Raw genomic sequence first — 24,406 nt, 5'->3', positions numbered from 1 at the left:
CGGTCCTGCAGTCAATCGGTCCTGCAGTCTATCGGTCCTGCAGTCTATCAGTCTATCAGTCCAAGAATCAAAAAAAAGCCCCGACGGAAATCCGCCGGGGCTAAAGTCTGAGAGATTCACCAAATTATTGCAACACGATGCGCTGCGTAGATGATGTATGCTCAGTAGTGATTCGAACAAAGTATACTCCCTTAGGCAAAGTGCTCAAGTCAAACTGACCGTTGAACGACTGAGTGCGACCAAGTGATTCTGTCATCACTGGCTGACCAAGTCCATTGATCAATGTAAACTCGATTTCAGATGCCTCTGGCATATCTAGCTGCATCGTTACAAATCCAGTTGATGGATTCGGGTAGATGGCCAAATTACCAAGGAAAGCAACCTCTTCAACAGAGATACCAGACACAACATACCAGTAAGTAGCCGTTGTATCACCACAATCGTTTGAAGCAGTAACCGTCACAGATACTGAGTCATTCGTATTGAAGGTCTGAGTGCTCACCATTCCAGTATCCGTTACTCCGTTACCGAAGTCCCAAGAAATAGAAGTAGCATTCGTAGCACCCGCATCAAAGGTGTAGATAGCAACTGTTGCGCCCACAGAATCCTGAACATCAGAAATGTTCAAAGTAGGAAGTGGACCATTGTCAGTAGTATCCATAACAACTGGAGCATAAAGCGTATCACCACCACACGTGTCGCCCACGTATACGTCGTAAGCCGTACCCGGAGTAAGGTTTGTGATGCTGTATGGAGATGCTGCGTATGCCGATGTACCAGAACCTGGAGTGAATCCAGCAGGACCATACTCGATGAATGAACCCGCCGCTGGAGAAGTCCAAGACACATCCATTGAAGTACAAGCTACATTGCCTGTAGCAAGTCCGGTCACGGTAACATTACAAGCTGAAACTTGACCGATGAAGATATCATCCAAGCTCACATCACCTGTATAGCTGCTACCACGAGCTGCGATAAATCTAACCTGAACTGTAGAACCAATTGAAGCTGGGAAGCTCACTTTGTGGTTCAACCAAGGGTCGGTTTGTGCAGTTTGCTGCTGACCAACAATTGTGTCAATAGTTACCCACTGAGATCCAGATGCGTTATCGCGAACCTGAACCTTCAATGATCCCATAGTTGCACCGTACATGAAGTACCAGTAGTCTACACCAGGATTAGTTACTGCAGATACATCAACCCATGGGCTTGAGAATACTGCAGTATCCCCTTGAGAACCTGAACTAGTTTCCATGAACACGTACATACCGCCAGCAACACCCGGTGTTGTGTGGTCGTACAATGGACCTGTAGCCGATGAGTTCTCGTTCACACCTTCCGCATCTTCAGTTTCCCAACGTGCAAAAGAAGGGTTGTTGAACGACCAGCAGTTATCCAACTGACCCGTTTGAGAAACACCCGGGGTCAAAATCTCAAGATCAGTGAAGTACGGTGCCAAATACCCATTGATAGGGCAATCTGTTACCATACATACTTGTCCAATTGTCGCTGAAGAGTCACCGCTGTTAGGGCAAATCTCAGTCACATAGAAACAGTACTCCGTTGCTGGAAGTAGACCAGTAATCGTAGCCGTATCGTTCGATACCTGAACTGAAGTACCGCTACCAGCTTGGAATCCAGCTGGACCGTACTCAACCCACCAAGTAGTAGCACCTGCGCTACCAGCTTCCCAAGTTACTGTAGCTGATGTATCAGAAGCAGCACTAGCAGCAAACGCGCTCGGAGCATCACATGCCGGACGTTCGTATACATTGATGTCGTCGATAAAGAGGTCTGGACCCCAGTCAGAGTGAGCAAAGAAACCAATCTGAACTGTGTCGCCCGCACCAAAGTCGATATCGAGGAATTCAGTAATACCCGAACCCGGAGCACCGTTGTTCGCACCGTCGAACGAGTTCAAGCTGTCGCCTGCACGTGACCAAAGCGTAGTCCAAGGACCGTTGATCTCACGCACACGTACCTGAACTGAATCGTACGGATAGAACGTCAACGCATGGCTTGACCATTTGAAGCTCAATTCAGCTGAATCGCTGAGAATGAGATAAGGTGTGGTCATGTCATAGTCAGCATCGTTGTTACTGTAGAAGTTAGCCTCAGCCCAACCGTTATAGCTCATCCATGGAGACTGACCTTGGTCAACGTCCATACAAGCCGGAGGCCATGCGCTAAATCCTTCGTAGTAAGGGATGTTGAGTGGCAAACACTTCGTTGTGAACTGAGTTGGACCTGTCCAAACAGATACATCACCAGGAGCACAACTGTCGCGAACCCAAACATTGTAGGTCGTCGCATCAAGTAGACCTGTAATCGTTACAGTATCGTTTGTGGCGTTCATCATCATACCCTGTGAAGGTGTAGTTGTTGAAGCAGCCGGACCGTAAGCAAGGTTGAAGTTGGCAGCACCACCATCAACGAACCATACCGTACCTGAAGCCGAAGTCTCGGTACCCGCATAGTTGCTTACAGAAATTGGCTCTGGACAAGAAGGAAGCGAATCGACAATGAAGTCATCGATGAACACGTGAGGACCCCAGTCAGAGAATCCGTCGAACTGGAATTCAACTTCTTGACCAATGTAGGATGCTGGAAGAACGAAGAGTTCTTGAACACCGCTACCTGGCTGGGTAGACGTTGCTCCGTCGTTTGAATTCAAGGTTGCACCTTTCGCATGCCAGATTGTATCCCAAGTTGCTTGACCTGTAGGGCGAGCAAGTAGGTTCATCTCGTCATTCGGGTAGAATGTAAAGTAGTGACTAGACCACTTGAATCGAACGCGAGCTTGGCCTGTGATGTTGACATTGCGCATCTTCATCGCCATGAAATCATCATTCACACTATAGAAGTTTGCCGTTGCCCAAGTGCCGTTAGACTGCTGCCAAGGACGACCTGTTACGTTGATGTCAACACAATTCGGTGGCCAGCTGTTGAAGTCTTCTGCGTAAGGCATGTTAGTAGCGTCGCACGGAGTACAGAATTGGAATGGACCAATCCAGTCGTTGTTTGAAGGGTTACAGCTTGCCTTCACATAGAATTGGTAGCAAGTGTTGCTCTGAAGCGTATCGATATTCAATGAATCGCCCGCTACAGACACAGTACCATAGGCATTACCCGTTCCAGGGTTGAATCCGATAGGACCCCATTCGACATCAACATTACCCGTATTGATAGCCGAAGCCCACTGGATATTCACCTCGTTTGAGTTCACAACTTGTGAAGATGGGAATGATGGAGCGGCACAAGCAGAAGTGTCTGCACGTAGACCGATGTCATCAATATTCACCTGCGAACCGCTACCAGACTGATCAACCAAGATTCCGAGGTTGTAAACACCGTCTGCCGGTGGAATGAACTGAGCTTCTACCAAAGTGTAGGTCGTAGCATTTGCTCCAGCGGTCGTGTACAAAGTGTACTGCATGTCAACAGGAGTCTGACCCTGACCAAGAGCCGCGCGAAGTTCAGTTACGTTACTTCCCGTAGCAGTTTGATACCAGAAGCTGAAAATGTAAGCTGAATCGCTGTACATCTGAACCTCAGGAGTAAACACCCATACGTCAGATCCCCAGCTGTTGTTGAAGTTGAGGTAATTCACACCCGTTCTTGATCCAGGGAATGCCCCAGAAGTACCGGTTGCAACGCTGAAGTAGTTTGCCGAGAACGACTGCTTACCCCAACATGGCATGAGATCAGGAGAAATTGCTGATTCGAAGCTTTCTACGAACGGAGTATTGAGCGTATCACACGCAGTGTAGATGGTGAATGGACCTGCCCATGCACTCTGTGAAGTTCCACAATCCGCTTGGATGTAGATATCATAACAGGTGCTCGCAGTTAGTCCGCCGATACCCATGCTCAATCCAGTAGAAATGGAATCGAACATTCCAGATCCTTGGGTGAATCCACAAGGACCATATTCGATCATGTGTGAAGCAGTTGAATCGCCGTTCCATGCAAATGAAACGCTGTCCAATCCACTGTAGTTACCCGAGAATGTATTTGGATTTGTACAAGCTGGAATGGTCTCGAATCGAATATTGTCGATTGTCAAGTACTCGGTAACTGGGTGAACCACCGTCTTCTTGAGATAGAAACCAACACGAACTACATTGGTATATGCACTTAAGTCAACCGCATACGTATTTGTAGAGTTACCTGGGTTGTTGCCATCGTGCATTGTGAATGCAACATTGGAGCGACTCCAAGTTTCTCCGGCATCAGTTGAAACCACTACGAACATCGTATCGGTAGGTTCGAAATCACCAGCTGTAGAACCTGTACCATCCGACATACCTGCGTCGAAGGTCATTTGGTAGGTCATAGAAGAGTCGAGGTCAATACGCGGAGTAACAAACCACTCATGAAGAGGGATTGACCAAGAACCCGTACCGAATGAAATACCTACTGCTCCACTGAAACCATTTTGCAAGAATCCGTCTTGATTCCAGTTAGACCATGTAGAGTTGAAAGTATGCACAGAATCTGTAAGCACACCGTCAAACTCATACCAACGGTTATCTGGAAGGAAGTTGTCGATTGTGAACAAGTGGTAAGGAGCGATAAGAGTGCGTGTTCCGAACGGACCAGCCAAATCAGATGTTCCATTAACGGAAGCCGAACAGTCAGCGTACACGTAGAAATCGTATTCTGTATCAGCTGCAAGTCCGGTGATTACCGCGAAGGTATCTGTCACTGTCAACTGAAGTCCGGTACCTTGAAGGTATCCTCTTGGTCCCCATTCAACCACGTAGTCAGAAGATGAATTTGACTTCCAGTGCATGGTAACTTCTGTAGCTCTGTGGCCACTAAATGAAGCTGCGAATGGCTTAGGACAAGCCGGTTGATCTTGAATAAGAACCTCATCAATAGCGATATCACCGGAGAAACCTCCGTACTCGCCACGGAAGCGAAGCATCGTAAAGCTAGTGTTCACAGAGCTTAGATCTACAAAAAGCTCCTGCCAGAAATCACTCTGTGAAGTTTGTTGCAAACCGATGATGCTATCTAGAACAACCCAAGTGTTACCCGTATCTACCGAAGCCTCAACGTACATTCCATTGATAGAAGTACCGTACATGAAGTACGCGAAAGAGAGTTCAGGAGTAGTCAAGCTCGAAAGATCTAAGTAAGGGAGTGTTAGATACGCTTGTTGCGGCGAGCTAGAACTGTTGTGTGTGTACACGTATTGTCCCGATCCAGAGGCATCCTGTGCAGGACCTCTTGTTGTGGATGGAGAGCTGATTTGAACTTGCCAAGAGTGACCACTTGTAGGGTTAGCTGTCCAGCAAGAATCATAAGAGCTGTTTGGTGACCAAGATGAGCCATTTTGCGCCCAAGTAGAACCATCAAAATTCTCAGCGAATGGATACGCGGTAACAGCAGAGCAAGGAGTGCGGAAGTTAACCGGCCCTACCCAAGCTGAAGTATCGGTAGCATTGCGTGAACGGTAGTAGAAATCGTGAAGCGTTCCAGAAGCAAGTCCAGTAGCTAGGATCGGTGAAGTTGTTGAAGTGTACGAAATACCACTACCCTGTGCAAATCCCGCAGTTCCAATCTCAAGGTCGAAATCCGTAGCCGTTCCGCGGAACGTTAGATCTACAGAAACCTCTGTTGGGAATGCAGTAAAGCCATCCAATGTTGGAGTCAATAGTGACGGACAAGTAACCTGATGTGCAAATACCACGGTTCCTGCTGTCATTAAGTTCCCCTGCGGAGATGAATAAATAACGTTACCATCGGCATTCACTACATTGAATGTTACCTCCGAGGTAAATGAACCACCTGCGTTCCAGGTAATTTTCAAACTGTCTCCTGTATTAACAGAAACAGTAAAGGATCCGAACGACCCACCCGAGAGTGTTTGGCTGGAAGTAGTACCGTTGTTATCTACGGTAATCGTATTTCCATTCCACCCATCTCCGTAGCTGTCGTACATGTCGACCGTATAATCACATTGCGCGAAGGCCGAAACCGTCGACAATATCATTACAGCGGCGAATTGTAAAATTCTCCTCATAAACGAAGTTTTTGTGTGAAGTAAATAATGTGCGCTTCCTCCCCAGAGGCCTTAATCGCTCACAGACAGACAGTATTCCCTACTTACTATCCTCTGAACTAGATTGTGGAATAAAGCCACAATCAACGTTTAAATTCTCACGGGTTGTTAGCAATCGCGGCAAGTTATCACGACCTATTGTCAAGCTTGTCAATATTTACTTACGACGTCCCAACTCGAACTCCGTTTTATACTTCTAAATAGTTAGTAAAGAAAAAGCCCCGACCAAATGGCCGGGGCTTCGTGCATTATCTACTCGTTATGCTTAGTGCAGCGTTACTCGTTGAGTAACCGTTGCCGCATCGGCATTTACTTGTAGTATGTAGACACCCTTAGGTAGGTGGCTAAGATCAATTTGTCCTTCGTAGGAGTTCACATCTCCAAGTTCAATCTCCATGATGTGCTGGCCAAGGGCATTCACAACATTCACAGAAACTTCTGCTTGGTTTCCTAACTCGAAGCTCAAAGTGATGACACCAGTGCTTGGGTTAGGGAAGATGTTCAACGAACTACCGAATGCTGACTCTTCAACCGAGATGCCTACTACAAGGAACCCGAAGGCTTGAGTAGTAGATCCACAATCGTTGTAGGCAGTCACATAAACAGTGTCGTATCCATTCGAAGAGAACATCTTGCTAACTGGATCTCCACTCATCACGCTTCCGTCACTGAACGACCAGCTCACGCTGTCCGCATTCGCAGCTCCAGAGTTGAATGAGTAGTAACCCGCAGTCAAGTTCACTGAATCCTGAGTTGCAGTTGGGTTCACGCTCGGAAGCGGACCGTTAGCAGTAGTCTCAGAGAACATGTTGTACAAGGTATCTCCATTACACTCGTCACCCACATAGATGTCGTACGCGGTATTCGCAGTAAGACCTGTGATGGTGTATGGTGCAGCGGTATTAACCATTGTACCTGAACCCGGAGTAAATCCTGCAGGACCGTACTCAAGTGTTGATGTTGATTGACTAGACGTCCAGTCTACTTCAATAGTAGTACAAGTCGTGTTCGAAGCCATCACCATACCTGGTACAGAACATACGCAGAAGTTATCTACGTAATAGTTCGGAGTTTGACCCGCATTGGCAGCTGAGTAGAAATTAACCGCATTGAAGCGATCAGCTTGGTTCACGCTACCCAATGAGAACTGCCATCCTACCGTAGTAGTCGTGCCGTTCACAACAATGTACGCAGTATCGTTGTCCAAATCAATCACGTGCTCAATAGTGTTCCAACCGGTAGTATTGATTGTATACGTACCTAGCACACCGGTACCATTTGTACCCTGATTAACAGTTGCGGTACCGTTGGCATCAACATACACTTCGATAGCCCAAACGTTTGCGATACCTGTGTAGTTGTGTAGGATGTTGTAGTAACCTCCTGCACCCGTACCCAACTGGAAGTCGAATGAGATGTTGTGTGTACCAGAAGTCATGGTGTCGAACACTGCAACTACGTCTGCAAATCCTGCAGGACCTGAATCGTAGATATGCATTGCTTGAGAACCACCTTGAGATACAATCTCAGCATCACCGCCGTCACCTGCCCAAGGAAGAACTAAGTAAGATGCATCACCGAGTGTACCGATGCTGTAATCTTCGAAGTCATCACATGGCTGAGCCATCTTCTCAATGATCGTAGGTCCAGACCAATATCCTGTATCGTTACCGCTACAAATTGGACGGATATACATTTCCTGAACAACGTTGTTATTCGGCAAGCCGGTAAACGTATGCGTGTTCGTTGGAACAGATATCAATGTACCTGAACCTGGAGTAAATCCAACTGGGCCATACTCAATCTGATAGGTCTGCGGCGAAGCCGTAGTATCCCAAGTTGCAGTAGAACCTGTCATTGTAGGGTTCGTGAAGGAAACAGGTCCAAGCGTAGGACAAGTTGGCGGCACCTGAACGAAGATATCATCGATGAGGATATCGTTGTAGAATGTACCTGACGCCGACTTATCTACATGGAACATGAATCTAGTTGTATCCGCGAGGCCATATCCACTGAGTGGAATCTTAACCTCGAACCATACAGAGCTATCACCTTGCCATGTGTACATGTTCACCCAGCTAGTACCAGTCCAACCCGCAACCGTAAATACGTTTCTAGGGTTTGTGTACTGGCTTGCATCAGAGAACATGTGGAAGCTGAGTTCCAAAGAGGTCTGACCAGTGATATCAATATAAGGTGAGAACAAGAGGACACTATCCATGGAAGCATCGTTCGGTACTGAGGCGTCAACACCTACAGCATATCCACCGTTGCCTGTATGGTCAGTTTGACCTTGTGCACCGTAGTTTGGCCAAGCCACATCTGTCAACTTCCAGAATGCGTTCGCAGAAATGTTATTCGCTGTATTGCTTGTAGACCAGCAAGGATCCAAAGGAGAACCGCTGAAGTCTTCAGAATAAGGAATACCATAAGGAACACATGCCGTACGGAAGCAAACTGGTCCGATTGTAGTACTTGAATCGGCACCACCTGGACAAAGTTCAGTGAGGTAAGCACAGTAGTCGGTGTTACCCATCAAACCAGTAATTGTGGTGGTATCGTTCGATACGATGGTAGCAGTACCACCGCCCGGCTGGAAGCCAGGAGCTCCTACTTCTACTACCCATCCTGCTGCACCTGCTGAACCTGCGGTCCAGTAAAGATCAGCCGTCGTAGCAGTAGACATCACGAAGTTGAAGTTCGATGGAGCAGCACAAGCTGGACGATCATAGATACTTACGTCATCTACATACCAGTTTGGACCCCATGCAGAAGCACTCCAGAATTGAACGATGATTGTATCACCCGCTCCATAGTTCGGAATACTGATGAATTCAGTTACACCTGAACCTGGAGATGTAGCTCCTGCACCGTCATTAGACTCGAATGCAGTTCCTTCTCTAGACCAAAGCGTATCCCAAACCATGCTGTTTACGTTGCGAACACGAACGTATCCTGCATCAGGATAGAATGAATTGTACTGGTGAGACCACTTGAAGCTCAATTCAGATGAATCACTCAAGATAACTTGAGGAGTATTCATCAAGAAGTCTGCTCCGTTGAAGCTCCAGTTCTGAGCCTGAGCCCATCCGTTGAAGCTAGTCCAAGTCTGAGTACCAGCGTTTACATCCCAACAAGTTGGTGGCCATGCGCCAAATCCTTCAATGAAAGGAGTAGTGTATGGCACACAAAGGGTTTGCATGCTAATTGGACCTGTCCACAATGACACATCACCCGCGCCACAGCTATCGCGAACCCAAATGTTGTAAAGCGTTGCTGGAGTTAAACCAGTAAGCGTTACGGTATCATTTGTCGCGTTTACCCATGTACCTGCACCAGGTGTAGGCGTAGTTGCAGCCGGACCATAAGCCACGTTGAAGTTCGCTGCACCACCAGGGTTAAAGTAGAACGACAATGTAGTTGTAGACTCACTCATTGGAGTCAGGAACAATGGCTGTGGACAAGTAGGCTGTTCTTGAACAGTCACTTCGTCAACAGAAATATCTCCGGTAAAGCTTGTACCTCTACTCGCTCTCCAACGGAATGTGGTTCTAGAACCAACTACCGAAGAAGGAATGGCAGTGATACGCTTCGCCCAAGGATCATTCGTAGAAGTTTGTTGCTGACCAACAATACTGTCAATCGCCATCCAAGTTTGTCCATTATCCATAGATGCATCTACATACAATGTTCCGATAGTCGCACCGTACATGTGGTAGTAGAAGTTCAACTCTGGCGTAGTTAGCACGGTTAGGTCGAAGGCCACACTTTGAAGCAAAGCTTCTGAACCTACTGCACCGGAACTAGCCTCACTATAGATGTAGTTACCAGATCCGCTCACGTCTCCTGTAGGACCGGTATTACCAGAACCAGTAGAGTTGTTATCGAGCAACCATGTGTAACCATTGGCCGCCGTCACTTCCCAACAAGGGTCGTAAGTGCTTGTAAGACCCCAGGTATTTCCATCGAAGTCTTCAGTGTACGGATAGGTATTAATCGCAGCACAAGGAGTACACCATTGTACTGGTCCAACCCACGCTCCCGGTCCAGATCCGCAGTCTGCGCGAACATAGAATTCGTAGCACGTGTTTGGACTAAGTGTATCGAGGTTCAATGTTGGGCTTGTAAGACCGTAGTACTGGTTACCAGCACCCGTTCCTACCACGAAGCCAACTGGACCCCACTCTACGTCAAATGACGTGTGAGCAGAAGTACCACCCCAAACTAGATCCACCTCGTTCTCACTTACAATCTGTGAAGCAAGTGAAGAAACGTTAGGACATGGACTTGGATCCAATTGAAGGTTCCAGTCATCGATATTCATTGCACCGCTGAAACCAGAAGTTCTAGTCATCAAACCAATGTGGTAGATACCACTCTGTGGTGGAATGAACGTTGCTACAAACTGAGTATACGTAGTAGAGCTCACACCTGTTTGAGAAGTAATCTGGTACGTCATATCCGCAGATGTCTGTCCCGGACCAAATGCAAGGCGAACTTCGTCAAACGCAGTTGTACCTTCTGTTTGATACCAGAAGCTCACTTGGTAAGATTGACCGGCTTGTAGGTTAAACTCTGGGGTAAACGACCACCATTCGTTATTGAAACTGTAGCGGTGTAGCAAATAATTTGTGCCACTATTCGCACCAGGGTTCGAACCACTTGTGCCCGTAACCGTATTCACATAGAATGAGTTACTGGTTTCAAGATCCCAACAAACTGGATGAGCTGGTACTGCCGCATTCTCAAAGTCCTCTGTCCATGGAAGTGGAAGAGTATCACAAGCTGTGAAGAATGAGAATGGACCCGCCCAAATACTTTGTCCTGAAGGTGAACAGAACGTTTGGATGTATAAATCATAGCATGTTGCTGCCATCAATCCACCCAAGCCGGCTGAATCATTGTAAATGGTATCAGTCATACCCGTACCCTGCGCATATCCACAAGGACCCCATTCGATAGCGTAAGAGCTAGCTGTTGTATCGGCTGTGAATGTGAAGAATACTGAATCTGGCTGGATGTTCAGTGTGCTGAAGCCGATCGGCTCAAGACAAGCCGGAACTGCCTCTACTGTGAAATCATTGATGTACGTGTTCGGACCCCAGTCGGAGTGAACGTTGATCTGGAACTGAGCAGTCTGACCCGTATAGTGTGATGGAAGGAGTACAATCTCATTTACACCACTACCTTTTGAAGTTGGTCCAGCACCGTCTTGAGAATCAAAAGAAACTCCCTTGCCGTACCACAATGTATCCCACGTAGTTGAATCACTTGGACGAGAAAGAATCGCCAAGTCGTCATCTGGATAAGATGCGTTGTACTGGTGAGACCAATCGAACACAACTCTTGCGTCCACAGAAATGACTACATCTTGCATATCCATGATGAAGTCGGCGTTGTTGAACGACCAGTTTTGAGCCTCAGCCCATCCTCCGTCGTTAATCCATGGAGATGTTCCAACCGCAGGGTCTTCACAATCCAAAGGCCATACGTCGAACGTCTCTTGGTAAGGCATAGCTGCCGCATTACAAGGAGTACAAATAGTAAACGGACCTTGAACGGTAGACACACCATTACCCGCTCCGGTACAGTCAGACTGAATGTAGAAGTCGAGACACGTGCCTGGAGGTAGACCTGTAACTGGTACAGTATCGTTCATTGCAGATACAGTAGTTCCTGTACCGCCACCATAACCTTGTGGACCCCATTCAACAATGCTCGTTGCACCAGCACCAATGAATGTGATATTTACAGAAGTAGGTGTCAAGTCAGATGACGCGAATCCAGTTGGATCTGGACAAGGTGGAGTCTGACGAATGCGAACCTCATCAAGTGAGATATCCCCAGTGAAGCTTGTTCCGCGTGTTGCAGAGAAGCGAATAAGAGTATAAGCTGAGTTTACGCTATCCAAATCAACGATAGCAGCTTCCCAAGCAGAACCGTTTGAAGTTTGCTGCTGACCAACAATGCTATCTACTACCATCCATGTAGTACCGCTATCGAGTGAAGCCTCAATATCGAGACGATCGATAGTAGCACCATACATGTGGTACATGAATGTCAATTCTGGTTGTGTAAGTGAAGTAAGGTCCATTGGTGGCATCTCTGCCCAAGCGAATGAACCTGTACCGCCTGAAGAAGCTTCAGTATAAATGTATTGGCCAACACCAGAGGCGTCAGAAGTAGGACCAGTAGATCCTGAACCTGTACCACCGCTGTTTACTTGCCAGCGATACGTAGAAGACTGAGTTATATTCCAGCACGGATCGTAAGTCGTTGTAGAAGACCAAGTTGATCCGTCGAAGTTCTCTAGATAAGGGAATGAGTTTACAGTAACACACGTAGTGATGAAGCTGTAAGGACCTACCCAGCTAGAGAAGTTACCACCTGAGCTAGAGCGAACGTAGAACTCGTATGAGGTCGCCGGAGAAAGACCCGTGAGAGTGTGAGCCGTTGTAGTGCTCATCGTTACGGTCGTTCCTGCGCCTTGTACGAAACCAGGAGATCCATACTCAATCTCACCACCGGTAGCAGTACCGAGGTCGTAGTTGATTGTAGCCGTAGATGAACCTGGAGTTACAGTCACATTCACCGGTGGAATCACAGCACCTGCGCCGTAATAAGTGAACTCATAATACTCGTTATCAGCATTACCAGAACCACCCGAGTTGAATGCCTCGTTTGGTGAATTACTTGTCTGGTACGAAGTCGTACCATCCACTTGAATACCTACTGTAGCCGTGTGCGGAGAACCGAAGAAGTAATTCATGTCCATGACATAAATCTTGTTCGTCGTCTCTTCCAAAACTAGTGCCCAATAACCGTAAGACAATGAACCCACCTTCATGGAGTAGTTCAATATCCAAAGCTGACGGTTTGGAGCGGTACCCTCCACAATAGCGTAAACATCATCTGAAGATGAAGTCACACCAGTGAAGTCCTCCCAGAAATACGCAACCGTCTTATCAGGAAGGTTGGCATCTGGTAGTGAGCCATTAGTATTAAGAGCGGTATTAACCGCCGCACCTGCATTTGTCGTATCAAACGACAAAAGCCCGTTGCTCGCCACAATATAGTGGGTCACCGGGCTACCGTAAAAATCGAATGCAAATGGGAGCGCTTGTGCCGCCGACCACGACTGGGCCGCCTGCGCGCCAGTCCAAATGCTCGTGCCACCGGTTGTGGTAAAGTCACCGGAAGTACGAACACCCCCAGGGTTACCAGCATCGGTCGCCGAAGGAGTGATGACGTAAGCTTGACTGAATGCCATCGGACTGAAAGCAATCATGGCAAGCAATGCCATGCACCAGCGTAGAGAATTTCTCATAGCGATGATTTTGTGTTGAAAATGAATAATTGCGCGACATCTACCATGTAGGCAGATACTCTCAAATATAGGTTTTTAATCGAGGAAATTACAATTGCAACCATTTTTCATGTAACTAAAAAAGCCCCGCCAGTTTCCTGACGGGGCTATATCTATATACTTAGTTAAGATTTAGTGCAGCGAAAGCGGCAATGTCTTAACTCCTGTATCTCCTGTTAGACGTACGAAGTACGCACCTTTAGGTAGGTTGCCGAGGTCGGCACTCCACTGGTACTCGCCCTCTACTCTACCGAGTTGCTCGGTGTAAAGAACTTGTCCCTGTAGATTCACTACTTCAAGAAGTACTTCTTGCGCGTCTACCAAGTTGAGGCTCAAAGTAACGGCCCCACTAGAAGGGTTAGGGAATAGACGGATATCGCTAACTCCTGAGAGCTCGTTCAATCCAATTCCACGAACCATAGCAGTATCAGTGATGGTATCAGAACCACAATCGTTGAATGCAATCATAGTAACTACGTAGTCACCATTATCTACATACGTGAAGGTCGTTGTAGTACCGTTACCCGTGCTGTTCGCAGGGTCACCGAATGACCAGTAGATTGAGTCAGCAGCAGTTGAAGCAGACGCGTCAAAGCTGTAGTCACCCGTACCGTTTCCACCTGTGTAAGTAGCAGTGAAAGATGCAGTTGGCTTAGGAGTAATTCCGTAAGTCACTGGAATCTTGTCTTGGCTACAAGCGTTAGATCCACGGTAAAGGATACGTCCGTTCCAGATACGACCGTTAATTGGCGAGCTGAATGCAGTACACAAACCTGCTCCCGTTGTGATAGTCATATCACCGTTGCTGAATACTTGCGAACCGTTCGTGTAACGTACGTTCGCTTGCATGTACATACCGTAGCTACCCGCAGGAAGAACCAATGGTGTTGTGAATTCTGCACGAGAAGGAACACCATTACCATTAGAAGTAAAGGTTACTGTTTCGTGCAATGTCCAGCTAGCCATGTTGGTTTCGTTACCTACGTAAGAACCTGACAAGTAGTACACATCTACTGTAGATGAAGTACCTGCAGCGTCACCGCTGTGAATAACCACACCTTCCATTACGATTTGCTTGTTCAACGATACATCGAACATGTTACCCGCGCCACAACCATTGTTCTGAGCGAATGTAGTTTCGATACTATCAAGACCGCTAGTCAAGTAACCCAAGTAGTACGTAGTCTGATTTGGATCAGCCGTTACACTAAGGGTGTCTCCAGTAGCAACTGCAACTGTATCATTCTGATTTGCAAACCATCCGTGTAGTACACCAGATTGTGCCTGAGCGTATAGTTCTACAGTAGCACCTTCACAAACGGTATCACCTGGAAGTGCAATCGGATCGAATGAAATGTAATCGAATGAGCTTGCTGGAAGTGTATCGTTGCTGCTATCACCATCCATGGCAAGTACCAAGTTAGCGTCGATGCTAACAGTACCACCATTGTAGATGTTGAATGTCCCAACAGTAATTGTATCCTGCATAGTTGAAGGCAAGCTACCTGCGTACGTCGTACTCAAGTTTGCTGTAGCAGCACCTGAAACGTTCGCGTTGATAGTCATGCTTGTGATCGTGTTCAAACCGAGGTTTCCAACAATCACAGATACAGTAACTGAAGAGTCGCCACAACCACCTGAAGATGGCTCGTACAATGCAATCATTTCAGCATCCCACTGTAGTGGAGTGTATTCGTCAGCACCCATATCTACAATAGTAGATCCGGTAGCTGGACGTGCATCTCCATCAATATCAACAGTAACACCTACTGAGTTGTCACCTACGTCATTCGCAACTGCACCGATAAGGTGAAGATCAGACGGGCCAACAAAGATTGGATCACCACTAATAGAGTTTTGGTTGTGGTTTGGCTGAGCCGCTTGCAATGCAGCAAGGTCAGCGTAGCCAGTGCTCCACTCTACCAAGTTACCCGCAGTAGTTCTGTAGTACAAGTTGTAGTCAAAGACATCGTTCGCAGAATCTGGTGCCGCGTTCATGTCCATCGCCAAGTTAGAACCTACAACAACGTTGTTACGGAAGTCGTAACCAGTCGTGTTGAAGTCTCTCCAACCGTAACCACCAATGTTAGAAATACTGTTGTGGTAAACATTTACGTCGTGGCTGTTACCAGTTACGTAAACGGCAGATGTTGTACTAGACGATGGGTGAAGTCCCATGAACATGTTGTTCACAATGTTCGCCACACCGTTCGCATCAGATACGTTCATACCTGGCATGTATGCAGCATACGTAGCACCAGTTACGAAGTTCTCTTCAACATCCATATTGTCGTTGTAGTACAAGTACATACCGTAGCAGAATGTTGGGTTACGGTGACCACTCACGTGGTTGTTGTTAACCTCTACTCCGTCGTAATAGTAAATACGAATACCGTAAGACTGGTGATTAGTAACCGTGTTACCTTCAACAGTGATTCCGTCAATCTTAGTAGTTGTGTTAGCACCACCGTAAGCAGTGATACCATAGTAACCACCTTGAATGTCGTTATCCTTGATAGTGATGTAGTTACAATCTGAATTCGTACCAGAAAGGCTAGTCGCAGAACCAGTAATTGCGATACCAGCAGACAATGTGCTTGTAGCAGTTGGGCTGATGATCATCGTGTTATTCTCGATGGTTACACTGTCCGTGTTCATCGACATGCGAATACCCACGTTAGAAGCAGAGCTATCAATCATTGTCAAATTCTTGATTGCGATATGCTTCGACCCTTCGAGGTTCCACATTGGACCAACATATCCGCTACCGTAAAGTGTTGCAGAACCCATACCATCGAATGTGATCGTATTGGTATTGCTCACACCACTTACGTCGCCGATTTGAAGTGTACTGAAGATGCTGTCGTTCGACATAATCTGGAAGGTAACCGGACCACTCACACCACAAATCAATTCTGCAATAGCAGTATCAAGGTTGGCGAAGTTGTTCGGACCTACAGGACCACCTACAGTATATGTTCCGCTCAACTGAGCCAAACAAGCAGTAAGGAATGAGTATGGTCCGTACTGTGTATTCGTAGGATCACAATTATTCGTTACGTAGAACTCGTAGCACGTGTTCGGTGCAAGACCGCTAAGTGTGTAACCTGGAGTTACATTGTTTACAACTGTACCGTTACCTGTACCTGGTGTGAATCCACAAGGACCCCACTCGATATCGTAATCAGAAGATGTAAATGCAGACCAGTTCAAGTCAGCTGCTGAAGAAGTAATGTTCTCAGCAAAACCACCTGATACAACTGAACAGCTAGGACCATCAGCAACTGATACGTCATCGATAGACATGTCAGAAGTAAACGAGGTAGTCTTATTACCTCTGAAACGAATCTGAATGGTATCACCTACGAAGGCTGCCAAAGGCACAGAAGCCATTGTCCATGGATCTGATCCAGCAGTTTGCTGCTGTCCAGAAAGTGTCCATGCGTCCATCACCCAAATAGAGCCGTTCCAAATATCAACAGACAACGTACCCATAGTTGCACCGTACATGTGGTAAGCGAAACTTAGAGTTGGGGTTGTAAGTGATGACATTTCGATCATTGGAGAATACAAGCCTGCATCTGTTGCAGTTGGTGAAGTCTCCATAAACATATATCCTCCACCAGCGGTAGATGGGGTCGTGTTATCGAAGAACGGACCTGTGCTAGACGAGTTCTCATTGGAACCTTCAGAATCTTCAGATTCCCAACGCATTCCCGTATTAAGATCTACTGTCCAACAGTTTTCAAATGAGTTGTTCGCATCGGCTGCACCGTAAGAACTCAAAGTGAAGTCCTCGTTATACGGAGCAGAGAAATAAACAGGACAAAGTGTACGGAATGCGAATGGACCGTTGTTTGCAGACATACTGCTACCACAATCTACCATGGCATAAATCTCGTACGAAGTGCTCGGATCAAGACCAGAGATGTAAACTGAATCACCCGTACCCGATACAATTGTACCTGTACCTTGAGCGAATCCAGACTCACCCCACTCAACTGTAGAAGTTGATGCAGAAGTATCGGCTGTCCATGTGATGGCAACTGAAGTATCAGTCAATGCAACAACTGTGAATCCAATTGGACCGAGACATGCAGGAACTTCTTCAACAACGAAGTTATCTACATAAGCTCGTGGCCCAAAGTCAGAGTGTCCATTGATCTGGAACTCAACTTCTTGTCCTGTGTAGTGAAGTGGAAGCAACATGATTTCACTCACACCTGAACCAGGTGAAGTTGTTGCTGCACCGTCTTGAGAGTCAAATGTAGCACCTACGCGGTACCAAAGTGTATCCCAAGTAGTTGAATCAACTGGACGAGAAAGAATCGCCAAGTCATCTTCTGGGTAGAATGTATTGTAAAGGTGAGACCAGTCAAACTTAACGCGAGCATCCGCAGAGATAATCACATTCTGCATTTGTAGAATGAAGTCATCTTCATTGTTCGACCAATAGTTAGCTTCCGCCCAACCATTACGACTTACCCAAGGCTCAGTACCTGCTGCCGGGTCTTCACAATCCAATGGCCAAACGTCAAATGTTTCAGTGTAAGGCAATGGAGCTGCATTACAAGGAGTACAAATAGTGAATGGACCAGCAATTACAGAAACTCCATTACCTGCTCCAGAACAGTCAGACTGAATGTAGAAGTCGAGACAAGTACCCGGAGGTAGACCTGTAACTGGCACGGTGTCGTTCATTGCAGATACAGTAGTACCTGTTCCGCCACCGAATCCTTGTGGACCCCATTCTACGATGCTCGTTGCACCTGCACCTACAAATGTGATGTTCACAGAAGTTGGTGTCAAGTCAGATGACGCGAATCCAGTTGGATCTGGACAAGGCGGAGTCTGACGAATGCGAACCTCATCAAGTGAGATATCCCCAGTGAAGCTTGTTCCGCGTGTTGCAGAGAAGCGAATAAGAGTATAAGCTGAGTTTACGCTATCCAAATCAACGATAGCAGCTTCCCAAGCAGAACCGTTTGAAGTTTGCTGTTGACCAACAATGCTATCCACTACCATCCATGTAGTACCGCTATCGAGTGAAGCCTCAATGTCGAGACGATCGATAGTTGCACCATACATGTGGTACATGAATGTCAATTCTGGTTGTGTAAGTGAAGTAAGGTCCATTGGTGGCATCTCTGCCCAAGCGAATGAACCTGTACCGCCTGAAGAAGCTTCAGTATAAATGTATTGGCCAACACCAGAGGCGTCAGAAGTAGGACCAGTAGATCCTGAACCTGTACCACCGCTGTTTACTTGCCAGCGATACGTAGAAGACTGAGTTATATTCCAGCACGGATCGTAAGTCGTTGTAGAAGACCAAGTTGATCCGTCGAAGTTCTCTAGATAAGGGAATGAGTTTACAGTAACACACGTAGTGATGAAGCTGTAAGGACCTACCCAGCTAGAGAAGTTACCACCTGAGCTAGAGCGAACGTAGAACTCGTATGAGGTCGCCGGAGAAAGACCCGTGAGAGTGTGAGCCGTTGTAGTGCTCATCGTTACGGTCGTTCCTGCGCCTTGTACGAAACCAGGAGATCCATACTCAATCTCACCACCGGTAGCAGTACCGAGGTCGTAGTTGATTGTAGCCGTAGATGAACCTGGAGTTACAGTCACATTCACCGGTGGAATCACAGCACCTGCGCCGTAATAAGTGAACTCATAATACTCGTTATCAGCATTACCAGAACCACCCGAGTTGAATGCCTCGTTTGGTGAATTACTTGTCTGGTACGAAGTCGTACCATCCACTTGAATACCTACTGTAGCCGTGTGCGGAGAACCGAAGAAGTAATTCATGTCCATGACATAAATCTTGTTCGTCGTCTCTTCCAAAACTAGTGCCCAATAACCGTAAGACAATGAACCCACCTTCATGGAGTAGTTCAATATCCAAAGCTGACGGTTTGGAGCGGTACCCTCCACAATAGCGTAAACATCATCTGAAGATGAAGTCACACCAGTGAAGTCCTCCCAGAAATACGCAACCGTCTTATCAGGAAGGTTGGCATCTGGTAGTGAGCCATTAGTATTAAGAGCGGTATTAACCGCCGCACCTGCATTTGTCGTATCAAACGACAAAAGCCCGTTGCTCGCCACAATATAGTGGGTCACCGGGCTACCGTAAAAATCGAATGCAAATGGGAGCGCTTGTGCCGCCGACCACGACTGGGCCGCCTGCGCGCCAGTCCAAATGCTCGTGCCACCGGTTGTGGTAAAGTCACCGGAAGTACGAACACCCCCAGGGTTACCAGCATCGGTCGCCGAAGGAGTAATAACGTAAGCTTGTCCGTGTGCGACACTACTAAATGCCAAACACGCCAACAACCCTACGCAACTGCGTAAAATTTTTCTCATGGCGAAGAATTTGTGTGAATAATTTAACAAAAATCGTCCTCTCAAAACGATTCGTGCATTCCAAATATAGTTGAATACTCAACGATTACAATAGAAACGAAGGATAAACCCTACATTTTTTTATCCCCAGGTTATGGAAACGTTATGCTTAGGCAGCAACAAAGCCCATAATTAGCGGCAATTCAAACTGTTTTCAGAAAAAATCCAATTTCCCCCCAACGCATCGTTCTTACTACACGTATAGATAGTATCAACAAAGACTTCTCAATAAAATGCAAATCCGGGACTTCATAGAAGATCATCATGCCTTTATAGAAAGGATTGAAGATCGACTTTCGGCCTTCCAGCGGACCTCTGACCCGTACTATCTGGAAGAAATGAAACAACTCATTCAGCGTAAGAAGCGTGCAACCTCCAGCTTCTACGTCGAATCTCAATTCTCAGAAATAACTGAGGAAAATTTTTTGCAAAAGTTGCAGCGTGCGTTCCCATCTCTAACCTCTCACGAATTGCGCATCTGTACTTTGCTCAAACTTGGACAAAGTTCCAAGTCCATCGCTACCAACCTGTCCATTAAGGCAGCTTCGGTAGACGTGGCTCGACATAGAATCAGAAAGAAACTTGAAATCCCTGCAGGAGAGTCTCTTTCTAGATTCTTGAAGAGTTTGGATTAAATAATCGATTATTGGAATTCCTTCGAGGATTATTCGCATTTCGTTGATTTTCAACTCATCGAAGAAATCCCAACATTCATAGAGGGAAATCGATAATTAGTCGAACTAAGGTTTCAATTTCTACCATTAAATGATTTCTTGGTACATTGGATTACTATCAATAGACCACAGAAACCATGTACAAGTTAATTCTAGCCGTCCTCGTTTTCGTAGGATTCACCGCGCGCGCTCAAGAGCCTGGAGATCTCGCTGTCGTAGGTATCTCAACGACCGAGATGATGTACATTTCACTCGCGTACATTCCCGAGGGAACAGTGCTGCACATCACAGAGCGTATATGGAACGGCTCTTCATGGGATCCAGGCGCTGACGGTGGTTCGGGCAATACCACCATTACTATAGGTGCCGGAGGAATGCCTGCCAACAGCTATATCCTCATCGAAAACTTAGCTACCACTCCATCCATAGCCACAGGGGGAAATTATTTCTCGAATGCGGTGGCTTCAAACGGCACTTCTTTCAGTTTCGACTTCCAAGGAAACAACACAGGAACCTGCACAATTCTCACGGTTCATTCAGCCTCTACTTTCAACAGTGATCCAACTGGAACCTATATATGGGTCATTGCGCTCGGAAACTTCAATGTTCTCGGCTCAACCTATGGGATTCCCGAGAACTGTGCTGTGAACCGATCTAACAATGCCAATATTACCACGACGTCACTCAGCCCGTCAGGAACTTCAGCTTCGAAAGATGAAGCATTGAACTACATTGATAGCGGATCAAACTGGACGAACGGAACCACCGCAAGTTCTTTATCCGTTCCAATCATCGCGTCTATTGACCTTGTGAACACCACTTGGAACGGTTCAAGTTGGGATAATGGAACACCTAACACCAGCACCGACGCCTTTATTGCAGGCGCTTACAACACGGCTACGGATGGAGCACTTACTGTCGGAGATAGCTTGACTATCCAAGACGGAGTCACCCTAACTGTTGACGACGCAACCAATTCGAGTCTCTTAGCCTATGGCGCGATTCACACTAATACTTCAGGGACCATTGTTCTCGAAGGCTCAAATTCTGGTTACGCAACCATCCCTTCAAGCGCTTCTTTTTCGGGCTCGGGCACAATTCAATATCAGATTCAAGTAAACGAGGCTGGATGGCACCACTTTTCTGCTCCTGGAACTGTTACGCTTAGCAATATTTCATTCAATAATGGCATGTCGCTTAGCTATAGCGGCGCTACCGCAAACATCTACGCATGGGACGCAACAACTAGCGGATGGGTACTCACGTCGTCCGGCGCCAACTTCGGTAGTGTAGGATATGCGATCTACTTCCCTTCTGCTCAATTAATGACTATTCCAATTACCGCGACCAACATGAATAATGCTCAAGAGACAGATGCCTTGAGTTATCACGACCCCGCTGGAAATCCTCCGGGTAATTCTGCTACGGGTTGGACGACCGGTGTGGAAGACGGTTGGAACCTTGTTAGAAATCCTTTTCCAGAATATTTAGATTGGGATCTACTAGACAACGATGGAGCCAATCTGTCCAATATGGATGCCGCCGTATACATTTGGGATCCAACGGCTGGCAGCGGCACGGGCGCCTACGTTTCTTACAGTTCTGCCGTAGGTGGCGCATTTGGAATCAGCCCAATCCAAGCATTCTTCGTACGTTCTTCCAATAGTTCTGGCTCATTGATTAAGCCTATTGATTCTAGAGCCACTTCAGGAAATGAATACTTGGGCAAAACGGAAACTTCAGATATCCCGCGCTTCCGCCTCACAGCTACGGTTGATGGATTTACAAAGACACACTCCTTTGCATTCCTAAAGGACGCTAGCACGAATAAAGACCGATTTGATACTTACGCTTTCCAAGGCGGGGGTAACATCCCTTTCTTTTACTCAACAACTGCAGACAGCATCAGAGTCGATAATCAAGCATGGCCAATCAATTTCTCCACAATTGAAACGTACTTGTCCTGCTTCAGCACCAAGGAAGGAGCCAATGCGACCATTACGCTAGACGATGATCAACTGACATACTTCCCTTTGAACATCTATCTCCTAGATCTTCACACTATGAATGTTGTCGACCTAACTGCGCAAAGGAGTTATGCTTTCGTCATCGATTCAACTGCGCCAGTTCAGAGATTTCGATTGATGACCTTCAGCACTGGAATAGAAATACCAGAGTTTCAAGTTTCTGAATTAGCCGCACACAATGCTCAAGACCAACTTGTACTTAGATTGAGCGAATCAAGCGAAACATTCACTTGCCAACTGCTTAACTGGAATGGTCAGCTCATTCACGAGACTGACGTCACATTTAGTCAAGGAGAAGCAAGACTTCCAACCTCCAAAAGATTTGAAGGGATAGTAATTCTTAAGAACGCCAAAGAATACTACGTTGTAAAAGTGCTTTAGTGCTATTTCATTGAAGCCGTGACCAAGTATTTTTCGATTAGTTCAGCTTGATCTGCAGAAATCGACTGCTGACGTTCGTTAGCCATCTCCACCATTTTAGGAGTGATTTCACGCATCTGCTCTGGACTAAAGGCGGTAGGATCCTTCAGTCCGTGGCATTTATCACATTTCTGCTCATAAAGTCCTTTACCTTCGTTCATTTGAGCCAAGGTATACCCAGGGTAAGCATCTGAAGCTTTATCCACATCTGCCTGAGTAGGAGCTGCAAGCTTTGCAGAGCCACAGGCTACTAAAGTGAGTACAGCAAGAATAGAAATTGTGCGTTTCATAAGGGATATCGTTTATTCATTTGGGAAGATAACCTTCCAGTCGTATTTCATATCAATAAGGGTCCAGCCTCGCGCAACGGCTTCATCCAACCCTGCATCAAGTCGACCAACATGACCATCACGGTCGTAGGCCCATTCTCGTACCGAGTCTGTATGATGCACATATAAGTTGAGGAATGGATGCGTGTTAGTGGCTGTATACTGGAGCATGGCAAGGTCACCATCGCTATTCCCTCCTGCAATCACAGGCTTGCCGCCTGTTACCAGATAAATAAACTCTGGCTTCGCCTCCTTATCGCGCACGGCATCTAACTGGTCAAGCTTTTCCAGGTGAGCACCGCCTTCGAGTGAAAACTGTGTTTTCATGGAGCTACCCATCACCTTTTCCTTGGGAATTCCATAGACTTCCGTGGCCCAAACTCGCATAAAATCGATTCCTCCGGCAGAGAAGATATAGACGTTAAAATCATTGTCTTGTAGGTAGTGAATCAGCTCAATCATGGGCTGATAAACCATCTCGGTGTAGGGACGATTTGTGGTGGGATGCACAGCGGTGTCTAGCCATGCCTTTACTTGCGAATGATACTCATCGGTGGTCATACCCCCTTGCGTTGCCCCAATAAGCTCGAATAACCCCGCATACCCTTGTGCGGCAATTCCGTGTAAGTCCTTGTTTATTCCAGAAGCGTATGGCTCTTCATTCTCCCATTCGGGATGATCTTTTGCCATGTAGGAAATTCTATCCAGCGCATAATAAAGCTGAAAGTAAACAGGCTTCTCTGCCCAAAGCGTTCCATCGTTATCAAAGGTCACCAATCGGTCTTCAACTGGAATAAAACTAGGTGAACCTTCATCGGTAACCGCTTGCACATATTCAAGTATGGTTGATTTGGTTTCGGTATCATTCCAAGAAGGCAGAGCATCAACAGGCTCGGCGGTCGGCTCAGGTGCGTTCTGCTCTTTGGAAGAACAGGCTACAACAAGCGCTACAAGGGCAGTAAGGGAAAGAAAACGTTTCATTGAAATGGAAGGGTTGAGTTTGATTTTGAAGATAGTAATTCCACCACAAATCAAATATCCACACCGCCTTACACGAAAATTCAAGTCACACCCCTTCTAAATGGACAAAACTTCTTAATTTCGCCGCTCAC

Annotated in this window: 7 protein-coding genes; 2 read left to right on the top strand and 5 right to left on the bottom strand. The window is 46.7% G+C overall.

The window, feature by feature from the left end; all coding sequences use genetic code 11:
* Positions 1-124: 124 nt before the first annotated feature.
* The 3 genes from F8C67_RS13405 to F8C67_RS13395 all read right to left on the bottom strand — a co-directional run bounded on the left by F8C67_RS13405 (position 125) and on the right by F8C67_RS13395 (position 19,805).
* Entirely contained in the window at positions 125-6,031 is a 5,907-nt protein-coding gene (locus tag F8C67_RS13405) for a fibronectin type III domain-containing protein (protein ID WP_151668375.1), read from the bottom strand.
* Positions 6,032-6,335: 304 nt separating this feature from the next.
* Positions 6,336-13,397 carry a T9SS type A sorting domain-containing protein gene (locus F8C67_RS13400; RefSeq protein WP_151668374.1) on the bottom strand — a complete coding sequence of 2,354 codons (7,062 nt, stop codon included), beginning with the start codon at positions 13,395-13,397 and terminating at the stop codon, positions 6,336-6,338.
* Between the two features lie 171 nt (positions 13,398-13,568).
* Entirely contained in the window at positions 13,569-19,805 is a 6,237-nt protein-coding gene (locus F8C67_RS13395; RefSeq protein ID WP_151668373.1) for a right-handed parallel beta-helix repeat-containing protein, read from the bottom strand.
* A 272-nt stretch (positions 19,806-20,077) separates the two neighbouring features.
* Between F8C67_RS13395 and F8C67_RS13390 the strand changes: the two genes are divergently transcribed.
* Both F8C67_RS13390 and F8C67_RS13385 read left to right on the top strand, forming a co-directional pair.
* Positions 20,078-20,479, top strand: coding sequence for a helix-turn-helix transcriptional regulator (locus tag F8C67_RS13390; protein WP_151668372.1), 402 nt, complete (start codon positions 20,078-20,080; stop codon positions 20,477-20,479).
* A 176-nt stretch (positions 20,480-20,655) separates the two neighbouring features.
* Positions 20,656-22,926, top strand: coding sequence for an autotransporter outer membrane beta-barrel domain-containing protein (locus F8C67_RS13385; RefSeq protein WP_151668371.1), 2,271 nt, complete (start codon positions 20,656-20,658; stop codon positions 22,924-22,926).
* 2 nt (positions 22,927-22,928) lie between these two features.
* On the opposite strand, the gene F8C67_RS13380 is transcribed toward F8C67_RS13385, so the two are convergent.
* Together F8C67_RS13380 and F8C67_RS13375 are read right to left on the bottom strand one after the other, a co-directional pair.
* Complete coding sequence (locus tag F8C67_RS13380) at positions 22,929-23,255, bottom strand: cytochrome c (protein ID WP_151668370.1); 327 nt, start codon at positions 23,253-23,255, stop codon at positions 22,929-22,931.
* Between the two features lie 12 nt (positions 23,256-23,267).
* Positions 23,268-24,275: an HAD family hydrolase gene (locus F8C67_RS13375; RefSeq protein WP_151668369.1), complete on the bottom strand. Its 1,008-nt coding sequence runs from the start codon at positions 24,273-24,275 to the stop codon at positions 23,268-23,270.
* Positions 24,276-24,406: the final 131 nt, after the last annotated feature.

It is taken from the genome of Phaeocystidibacter luteus (genome assembly GCF_008933115.1).
Classification (GTDB): domain Bacteria; phylum Bacteroidota; class Bacteroidia; order Flavobacteriales; family Schleiferiaceae; genus Phaeocystidibacter; species Phaeocystidibacter luteus.
Note: the sequence above shows the minus strand (reverse complement) of the source record. Positions and strands in the feature narration are given on the sequence as shown.